The 10000-nt window shown below is 43.4% G+C and carries 9 protein-coding genes; 7 read left to right on the top strand and 2 right to left on the bottom strand.

Features of this window, described 5'->3' with window-relative positions; translation table 11 throughout:
* The 7 genes from rfbD to LDL40_RS05725 form a co-directional block, all read left to right on the top strand.
* Positions 1-776 (top strand): dTDP-4-dehydrorhamnose reductase (gene rfbD, locus LDL40_RS05755; RefSeq protein WP_300994233.1); only part of this gene is annotated, 776 nt, incomplete at its 5' end.
* Positions 777-786: 10 nt separating this feature from the next.
* Positions 787-2211 carry an oligosaccharide flippase family protein gene (locus LDL40_RS05750; protein WP_300994232.1) on the top strand — a complete coding sequence of 475 codons (1425 nt, stop codon included), beginning with the start codon at positions 787-789 and terminating at the stop codon, positions 2209-2211.
* Positions 2201-3118 (top strand): glycosyltransferase family 2 protein, encoded by a 918-nt coding sequence (locus LDL40_RS05745; RefSeq protein WP_300994231.1) that lies wholly within the window; start codon positions 2201-2203, stop codon positions 3116-3118. The genes LDL40_RS05750 and LDL40_RS05745 overlap by 11 nt, the downstream gene beginning before the upstream one ends.
* Positions 3099-4340: a hypothetical protein gene (locus LDL40_RS05740; protein WP_300994230.1), complete on the top strand. Its 1242-nt coding sequence runs from the start codon at positions 3099-3101 to the stop codon at positions 4338-4340. The genes LDL40_RS05745 and LDL40_RS05740 overlap by 20 nt, the downstream gene beginning before the upstream one ends.
* Positions 4340-5365 carry a glycosyltransferase family 4 protein gene (locus LDL40_RS05735; protein WP_300994229.1) on the top strand — a complete coding sequence of 342 codons (1026 nt, stop codon included), beginning with the start codon at positions 4340-4342 and terminating at the stop codon, positions 5363-5365. Before LDL40_RS05740 ends, LDL40_RS05735 begins: the two co-directional genes overlap by 1 nt.
* Complete coding sequence (locus LDL40_RS05730; RefSeq protein ID WP_300994228.1) at positions 5362-6471, top strand: glycosyltransferase; 1110 nt, start codon at positions 5362-5364, stop codon at positions 6469-6471. The genes LDL40_RS05735 and LDL40_RS05730 overlap by 4 nt, the downstream gene beginning before the upstream one ends.
* A 92-nt stretch (positions 6472-6563) precedes the next feature.
* Positions 6564-8477 (top strand): acyltransferase family protein, encoded by a 1914-nt coding sequence (locus LDL40_RS05725; RefSeq protein WP_300994227.1) that lies wholly within the window; start codon positions 6564-6566, stop codon positions 8475-8477.
* An 82-nt stretch (positions 8478-8559) separates the two neighbouring features.
* Here the strand turns inward: LDL40_RS05725 and LDL40_RS05720 are convergent, their stop codons facing one another.
* Both LDL40_RS05720 and LDL40_RS05715 read right to left on the bottom strand, forming a co-directional pair.
* The gene (locus LDL40_RS05720; RefSeq protein ID WP_300994226.1) at positions 8560-9111 is read right to left on the bottom strand and encodes a sugar transferase; all 552 of its coding nucleotides are present in this window, start codon (positions 9109-9111) and stop codon (positions 8560-8562) included.
* Positions 9112-9185: 74 nt separating this feature from the next.
* Positions 9186-10000: UDP-glucose 4-epimerase family protein (locus tag LDL40_RS05715; protein ID WP_367304301.1), on the bottom strand; the 815-nt coding region annotated here is incomplete at its 5' end.

Genomic DNA, 10000 nt, shown 5'->3' with positions numbered 1-10000 from the left:
TTGCACCTGGCCGCGATCTGTTAGATCTGCAGGATGCTGAAGCTCTGCAGTCCCTGTTTGATGCCCTAGAACCTGTGGCTGTGATTAACGCTGCCGCCTATACCGCCGTGGACAAAGCCGAACAAGAACCACAGCTAGCCGCAGAGATTAACCATCTTTTACCGGCCAGACTGGCGCAACTCTGTAAAGAGCATGCTATCCCTTTGATCCATATCTCCACCGACTATGTGTTTGATGGCACTTCTTGCCGACCCTATAGCCCTGCAGACCAACTTAACCCGGTATCAGTCTATGGCCAGACCAAAGCTGAGGGCGAAAAAGCCGTGCTGCAATCAGGCGTTAAAGGGGGCATTATCCGCACCAGTTGGCTCTATAGCGAATATGGCCATAATTTCGTCAAGACCATGCTACGTCTTGGCGCTGAAAGGCAGCAGTTACGAGTTGTGGCCGATCAGGTAGGTACACCTACTTATGCCGGTGACCTAGCGGATGCCATTCTGAAGATGCTGTATTTTGCGGATAACAGCTTGTCTGAGGCTGAAATTTACCATTTTAGTAATCAGGGAGTCGCCAGCTGGTATGACTTTGCCTGGCATATCTGTAAATTAAAGGGCTTGGCCGTAGCCGTGCAGCCAATACGGACTGAAGACTATCCAACACCAGCACAGCGGCCTTGTTACAGCGTGTTAAATTCAATAGGCTTTATAGATAAATATGGTCTGAGCAACAGGCATTGGCTTGAAGCGCTGGAGCACTGCATGACGAAACTGGTGTAGTTTTTTAGCTATGATTGCTAAACATGCGTTGTTGTATTTTGCTTCTAAATTTGTTCCGGCTATTACGTCTATGCTGGCCATAGTCTTGTATACAAGACTACTGAGCCCAGAAGACTACGGCCGTTATTCGCTAACCATAGCTGTGGCTATGGGCATGAATGCCATACTGTTTCAATGGCTGAATCTGGCCTTGGGCAGATATATTCCCGAGCAGAAAGCGGAAGAACAAATCCGCTGGTTATCCAGTGCAGTTTGGGGCTGGGCTTGCCTGGCTATTTTTATTTGTGTTGTGCTTTGGCTGTTGCCTTTGCCTGACCTGTTTCCCGGTTTTGCCATTGTTTTTTCTTGTCTGGCTTTGCTGGCCGCCTCACAGGGCTGGTTTGATTTGAGTATTCGACTGGATAATATTGCGCTCAATCCTCTGCGTTACGGTATATCTTCAGCAGTGAAAAGTGGTTTGGCGCTGATGGGTGGCGTCTGTGCTGTCTATCTGAGATTGGGTGTCGAAGGTATTTTAATCGCGCTGATCATCAGCTTGTTGCTTGCGACTTTGTTTCAATGGCCGCTGTGGGGCAAAGTACGCTTATCACAAGTCCGTCTTTCGCTGTTAAAACAAATGTTTCGTTATGGGGCTCCTCTGACTTTAACCTTCCTGATGATATTTTTTATCGATGTATCGGGCCGTCTGTTTCTGAGTCATTACGTTGGTGCACATAGCGTTGGAATATTTTCAGCAGCTTATGAGTTTACTCAGTATGTGATAGGTACTTTGCTTATTGTGGTTCATCTGGCCGCTTTTCCGCTGGTGATGGCTCGTTATTCCGCTGATGGGGTGGAGGGAGCGCAACAGCAGCTTAAAAGTACCTGTGAGCTGGTTATAGCGTTGGCTTTGCCTGTTTGCGTAGGGTTCGCTTTGCTGGCAACAGAAATTTCGGCTGTGTTTTTAGGCGAAGAATACAGAGAAGGCGCTGCTGCTATTATTCCTTTTATTTCACTGGCATTGCTGCTCAGTGTGGTGAAGTCTTATTATTTTGATTACGCCTTTCAAATCGCTGAATCAACGCTTTATCAGCTTGTTTGTGTTGCAGTAGCTGCATGCTGTGTGGTTATTTCTAATATGCTACTTATCCCACTTTATGGCCTCTCTGGTGCGGCTTATGCAAGCTGTATTGGCTTTGCTGTGGCGCTTTTGATGAGTATAGTACTTGGCCGCAGAGTATTTTTTATGCCAAGGCTACCTTATAAATCCTTAGCCCAGATTTTGGTTGGTACTGCTTTAATGGCTGCTGTTGTGTCAGTGATTTCCGTTGATCACTCTACAGCCGCGATGTTAGTTAAAGCCGCTGCTGGTGTTGTTGTTTATGGTTCAGTGTTGTTGTATTTCGATTTTTACCAATGCCGTACGCTATTAAAGGAGCGTTATTTTGCCAGATAATTTGCATTCGGCCAGTAAAGGTCCGTTTCTGACAGTGTTCACTCCTACCTACAACAGAGCCCATACTTTGCATTTGGTGTTCAACTCTCTGCTGCAACAAAGTTTCAAAAATTTTGAATGGCTTATTGTCGATGATGGTTCTGCAGATAATACCTCTGAACTGGTTGAACAATGGATTACACAGGCTGATTTTTCGATCCGTTACATCCGTAAAGAAAATGGTGGTAAACATACTGCGATGAATAAAGGGATCAGTTCCGCAAAAGGGCAGTGGTTCCTTGTTTTTGATTCGGATGATTCGTGCGTACCTGACGCTTTTTCCATATTTTACGAAGCGTACAAAGCTATACCTGAAAGCGAAGAGGCATTATTTTCAACTATCACAGCCCGTTGTATGGACGAAAATGGTAAAGCTGTAGGCCCAGAATACTCTGCGGATATTGAAGACGTATCAGATGCATGGCAACAATTGGTGCTGCGCAGCAGTGCTGAACGTTGGGGCATAAACAGAACCAGTTATTTACAGCAGCATCTTTTTCCTGAATTCCCAGGCGAAAAATTTATCCCAGAGAGTATTGTCTGGAACAGACTGTCCACAAAATACAAAACCAGGTTTATTAACCGACCCTTGCGGGTTTTTCAACCGCTGCCAGATGGTTTATCTGCCTCCATGCTTAAAATTCGTGTTGCAAGTCCAAATGGTACGCGCTTAATGTATGAAGAACAGGCCCATATGGGGTTACCTTTTATGCAAAAGGTGAAAAGTTTAATTAACTATTACCGCTTTAGTTTTCATGCGGGCAAGAGCACTGCGGAATGGAATCCGATCCGATGGCCACTGCTGATTATTGGGGGCGTTTTTTATCTTAAAGACCGGAGGGTTCTGAATGGTGGATACCGCAACTAGCGTACACTATACGACTAAGACTCAGAGCGAATTCTCAGGTTGGTTTATTATAATTCCTTTACTGATCGCTCTTTTTTTCCCGACTTCAATCAATGGTGTCATCAATCCTCATTTGTCGTTGATTGGTAATCTGATTGCTTTGATAGTGTTTTTTGCTGGTATTATGATCGGAAGTTTGAGACTTTCACTCACATTATTTGCTATATCTCTTGCCTTTATGTTGTTGCTTGCGGTAATGACAATACTCTCTCCATTTAGCCAAATAACATTGGGAGCAGTGGTACCTTATGTAACTTTTTTATCAGTGTGTTCAATCAATATAAAGTCTGTTGTTTTTACCAAAGCTCAACGCAGAGTCGTCATATTCTTGATTATTATCTTACTTATCTCTTGTTTTTTAGTAGTTTTCGACTTTAAACCTTTTATTGCATTTCAGGAATCCTATTATCAGATGTTTCCTGACCTTTTTGATTTTATGATGAACTGGGCCAAAAAACCTGTGTTGATGTTTGCAACGCATTCTGTGGCAGGTTTTGCATATTTTCTTATTGCATTAATTTTGTTCATTTTTGCGCGAATCGCTGACTCTAAAGCTATTCGATATTCACTTTTTCTTGCCAGTATTTCATTTTCTGTGTTTTTGGTCTTATTGCTCTCCAACACTGGCTTTATTTTATTTGTTGTTATGTTACTGATTTATTTGTTCTCTATGTTTAAGGCATTCGGAGTCTGGGGCTGGTTAATTAGTTTAATTGTATTAGTTGCCTTAGTCAGTATTAACATTGACGTAATTACTACCGTGTTGTCTTTTGCATGGGATAGCTTTATTACGGTAGCGTCAAGCAAGAATAACGGTCTGCTTGCACGATTTACGCTGGATAGCCGATTAGCCGGAAGCTATGAATATGTATTCAATTCACCTTTTGTAGGGGTGGGGTTCACAGATCATCCTAGCTTAGCTTTTGGTGATAACCTGTTATCTGAATATGTACTTAGGGCTGGATTCTTAGGCTATCTGCTGGTTCTTATTTTAGTTTTTGGCTTTTTCTATAGTAATTTGAAACTAAAAACTGTTGCTATTCTGCTGTTTATTTTTGTGATTTTATCCGACCTTGGATATCCATTGTTTGTTGCCTTGAGGTTTGTCTTTATTTTCCCACTGATTATTGTCCTGTCAAACTACTATTACGCCCTTAAAAACAGAGAGCACGGAATCGCCTGATGAAAAAGATAATTGCTCTTACCCAAGGTAAAAATATACCAAGTACCAGATTTCGTATTTCTCAATATGCCGGCGGCTGGCAGCAAGCCGGTTATGTTTTTGAACAGCTAAATGCAAAAGTATCAGCTTATCCGCCCGTTGGCTTGCTGAAGCGTTTGTTTTGGCTTGTCGGTGAATTAGTTCACAGAGTTCGTCAGATAAAGGTAATTAATTCAGCAGACGTCGTGGTTATTCAGCGGGAACTTATTTCGACGTTATACACTGTGGAGGCTTGCATTAAAGCACCTGTTGTCCTCGACGTGGATGACGCTATTTTTATGTACAGAAATGGAAAGGCAGCTAAAGCATTGGCCTTACAAGCAAGTCATATTGTCTGTGGAAACCAGTTTTTGGCCAAGTATTTCAGCCAATACAGCAAAAATATTTCGGTGATCCCGACTGCCGTGGACACCAACAGGTTCAAACCTTCGGTTGTTAAGCCTGCATTCTTATATATGGGGTGGTCAGGAAGTTCCAGCGGTTTTGATTATCTTTATGCTATTGAAGCAGAGCTGAAGAAAGTGCTCGATAAAAAAACAGACTGGAAATTATCTATTGTTTCAGATAAGAGACCGGAATTTAAATTGCTAGAACCAGAACAATGGACTTTTACTCAATGGACTCCTGACAACGAAGTCGAGACGATTCAGGATATGTCTATTGGTCTGATGCCGCTCGCAGACAATGAATGGACCAGAGGTAAATGTAGTTACAAAATGCTGTTATATATGGCATGCCGTGTCCCAGTGGTTGTATCAGATGTGGGAATGAACTCAGAGATTTTATCTGTATCCAAGGTGGGATTAGGTGTGAATGAACTGTCTGGTTGGTCGGAATTACTTTGTCAAATGATTGAGGATGAGGTCTTACGGGATCAGTGTGGCCAAAGAGGTCGTTTGTTGGCAGAGAAAGAATACAGTCTAGCAGCCTGCAATCAAAAATGGCTGTCGGTACTTTCTAAAGTCTCTAATGCGGTTAAAGAATGAATTTAGTACATGTAATTATTGGATTAGAACCAAGTGGAGCTGAGCTGTTTTTGCTTAGGTTATGTAAAGAGCAGCTTAAACGTTATGACAAAGTGACAGTTATAAGCCTTACTACTGAAGGCTCTTTAACTGATGCGTTTAAATCAGCGGGAGTTAACATCGTTGCTTTGGGGATGAAGAGTGGCCTTGACATGTTTCGAGCTTGTTGGTTGTTAAGGCAAGAGTTGCTCCGGATTAAGCCTGATCTGGTACAAAGCTGGATGTATCATGCAGATTTGCTTACCGCTCTCGTCAAACTGGCAATGCCTCGCATTCCTTTGATATGGTCGATACGGTGTACCGAAGTTCCGGCTGGGAACAAATTTACTTACTTTGTGATGAAATGTTGTGCTTGTTTATCATCCTTTGTTCCGGATCGTATTACTTGTGTCGCTGCAGCTGCCAAAGTTAAACATATCGCTTATGGCTATAACCTACAGAAACTAATTGCTATACCTAACGGCTATAATTTTGAGAGTCTGCAATTTAATGCTGAAGAGCGGGATTCAATCCGAAGTAGACTGGGATTATCTTCTGAACTCGTTTTAGGAGCAGTCGGTCGTTACCACCAGGATAAAGGTCAAGACATTCTTATTGAAGCTTTAGCGCAGCATAAAACAGCAGAGTGGAAATTAATACTGGTCGGTCGTTATTGTGATGCTAATAATCAGGAACTTAAATCCAAAATTGAGCTGGCAGGGTTAACGGATCGTATTATTCTCGCGGGGGAGCAGTCGAATGTCTCTGCTTGGTTGTCTGCTTTTGACGCTTTTGTAATGCCATCTAGAACTGAGGGCTTCCCAAACGCTTTAGCCGAAGCTATGGCGGTTGGGTTGAGCTGTATTGCGACCAAGGTTGGAGATGCAGCTTTGCTGGCTGCAGACACAGTTATTTTGTGTGACGCTAATGTCAATTCGCTCCGTGACGCGTTAGCTCATTTATTCGATATGGATAGCGCTGCTAGGCAAGCTTTAGGTGCACTTGCCAGTAACAGAGTTCACTCTGAATATTCTATGCAAAAAGCGGCAATCAATTATCACCAATTGTACAGTGAGCTTGTAAAGTAAAGCGGTAATGTGTTCGGAACAGGCGGCTGTTTTCTAAACCTGTTCTGAATGCAATGTAATGGAATGGAATGTTCCTGGGATTGGAGTCTCAAATGATATACAGAAGAGAAGTGGACGGTTTAAGAGCCTTAGCCGTCATTCCGGTTATTTTTTTTCATGCGGGTTTTTCGCTTTTTAGCGGTGGCTTTGTTGGTGTCGATATATTTTTTGTGATCAGCGGTTATTTGATCACCTCCATTTTAATCAACGAAATTAATTCAGATAAGTTCTCCATTCTTACCTTTTATGAGCGTCGTGCCAGAAGAATACTTCCGGCACTCTTTCTGGTTATGCTTGTTTCAATTCCTTTTGCCTGGTTTTGGTTAATACCTGCAGATATGCTTGATTTTGCGCAAAGTTATTCTGCTATTTCAGTGTTCTCATCAAACCTGCTGTTCTGGAAAGAGAGTGGTTATTTTGACGTGGCAACAGAACTTAAGCCGATGTTGCACACCTGGAGTCTGGCGGTAGAAGAGCAGTTTTACGTCATTCTGCCGCTGCTTTTGATAGTACTATGGCGTTTTGGTCTGAAGGCTTGTGTCACAGTGCTTACTATTTTTGCTGTTGCCAGTCTTTTACTTGCGCACTGGGCCAGTTCTAATGCTCCTTCAGCAGCGTTTTATCTGCTGCCATTTCGCTGGTGGGAGCTGGCTTTTGGGTCCTTGACTGCCTTTTTTATGTATAAAAGCGCAGGAGCCGAATTAGGGCTTAAGTTCAGGCAGCTACTTTGTTACCTCGGTGTTGTTTTGATTGCTATCAGCTTGTTTAGCTTTGATAAACACACACCTTTTCCAAGTTTTTATACCTTGATGCCTGTGGTTGGCACCTGCCTGATTATTCTGTTTTGTACAGCTGATACTCATATAGGGAAAGTGCTCGGCAGCAAGCTACTGGTTGCCATAGGTTTAGTCAGTTACAGTGCTTATTTATGGCACCAGCCGATTTTTGCCCTGTTAAAGCAAAGGTTTGATGGCGAACTAAATGCGTTTCATACCCTGTCTCTGGTCTTGTTAACATTTGCTATGGCCTATATCAGCTGGCGTTTTGTTGAACAGCCGTTCAGAAATAAACAACGTATCGGCCGAACCGCTATATTTTCAATGGCACTACTGGGCTCAGCGTTGATTATGTTGTTTGGTATTGGCGGACATTTAACAAACGGCTACACATCACGTTATGAAAATGTGTTGGCCCCCGAAATTACCAGCTTTCCCCGTATCGACAACGGCTGGTGTTTTTACTCCGTGGATACTTTGTCATCATTAGAAGTTGGAGAAAAAGGCCAGCAGTGCCTCATAGGTCGCGAAGGCGCTGACAAAAAGGCATTACTTTTTGGTGATTCCTTTGCAGGTCAATACGAACCTTTTTGGCATAAAGTGGCAGATCTTCTTGCCCTCGAAGTGAACTCAGTCACAACTAACTGGTGTTTTCCTTCCTCCGGTGAAGGTTTTTCCGGACCAAAATCCAGTTCAGCCTATCAGCAATGTTTGATGAACAGAGCCTTTCTGAAAACACATGCAAAAGACTATGATTTGGTGGTGTTAGGTGGCGATTGGGCAACGGTATTTAACGAAAACGACATGGATGCTGTAAAAGAGCTGATCAAATGGTTAGCTTCAGAAGTGAAGCAGGTTGTCATCATGCCAAGCCCAAAACGATACGATAAAAATGTGAATGCACTTTATGTTCGATCTGTATTTCTACACCGTCCCTTTGATATCAGCACTGTAGCTACCACTGCTGATGAAAGTGCTGTGCAGGCGCATCAGCAATTAGAACAGCTCGCAGCCCAGTTCAGTAATGTTGTGATGATCAGCAGGCAACAGTTGTTTATAGGGGATAGCACCAGCGAAAAAATCCCTTACAGCGCCGATGGAGGGCATATCAGTATTTATGGTGCTGAAGCCGCTGCCGAACTGTTTCTGTCAGGCCAAGGTATGCAGGAGCTGGCTGAGCGTCTGAAGTAATATGCATTTTTGAGATAATATTTGAACAAGTAGTTTTGTAAAAACGCAGAGCGGCATCTAAGGAATGCCGCTTTTTTGAGGCTTATCTTTTAACTCTATCTCCGGCACCTTTACCTGTTGCTGTTTGCAGTATATAGGTAAAGTAGTGTTTCAAAGTCAGCTCTTCCAGCATTTGTTTGTCTGTTTCCGCCAGTAACACAGGCGTTGACATGTCGATTTCATTTACCTGAGCCAGGCCTGTAATACCAGGGCGATGCGCAAAAATCTGCCTTAGCTCGCGCTCTGCAATCAGCTCTTCCTGATTAAACAAGCAAGGTCTGGGTCCCACCAGACTCATTTCGCCTTTGAGCACATTCCACAGCTGGGGCAATTCGTCCAGTTTGGTTTTTCTCAGAAAACTACCAAAAGGTGTAATGGCATTGGCATTCACCAGATGACTGGCAACGGAGGCCGTATCTTTTTTCATGGTTCTGAATTTTACCAGCGTAAAAGCTTTTTTATGGCGGCCCACACGGGTTTGTAAAAATAATGGTGAACCTGTATCAAAGTAACCAATCAGTAGCAACAGCAGCAGCAGGGGCGAAGCAACAACAAAACCGCACAACGAAAACAGTACATCAAAAAATCTTAACAAGGTTTAATCCTCAGTCACTGGCAGTTCTTAAGGCTTGGCGCAGTGAAATATTATCTGTAAAAGTAAATGGCGACTTATGCAACATCTGGCACAAAACAGCGCTTAATGCCTTCTTCAACACTTAAAGGCGGTGTCCAGCCTAAAACTTTTCTGGTGTGGCTGATATCCACCTGCAAAGAACCACAGAGTCTGTTTGCTATAGTTTTTTTGCCAAACAAGGTGGCTATAGCGATCAGATAATTTTGCGGCACAGCCAATAATCGTGGTTTTTTGCCTGCTGCTTCTGTCAGCATCTGCAGCAGTTCAGTCGTGGACAAATCTCTGTCATCACTGACCATAAAAATTTGATCTGCAGCAGCAGGGTGGGAGATACAGGTGATGATCAAATCAGTCAGATTATCCAAAGCCACCATACTACGTTTGTTATGAATGGCGCCGAATGGCAGTGGCAAATTCTTTTGCGCCAGTTTCAGTATGGAGGCAAAGTTGGCTTTTACTCCCGGACCATAAACCAAAGGTGGTCTGATAATAACCACTTCTAAACCGGTATCTTTTGCCAGCTGTTGTAAGCCAGCTTCAGCTTCAGCCTTGGACTGGCTGTAAGCATCTTCCGGTGCGGGTTGATCATCATGCCGGAACATTTTGTAGTCTGAGCGCTCGCCATTCACTTTAACTGAGCTGATAAAAATAAAACGTTTGACGCCGGCTTTGGCTGCCTGGGTGGCCAGCTTCAGGGTGCCAAAGGTATTGACCTGACGAAACTCGTCCAGTGGATCGGCCGATTGTTCATCCATCATATGTACTCTGGCTGCGGTATGTATCACCACATCAACCTTAGCTAGTGCCGCTTCAAAATCCGTTGAGGCGTTGATTTCTCCGGCGTGAAAAG

The organism is Rheinheimera sp. (assembly GCF_020217005.1).
In the GTDB taxonomy this organism is placed as follows: domain Bacteria; phylum Pseudomonadota; class Gammaproteobacteria; order Enterobacterales; family Alteromonadaceae; genus Pararheinheimera.
This window is presented reverse-complemented; position numbering and strand designations above follow the sequence as displayed.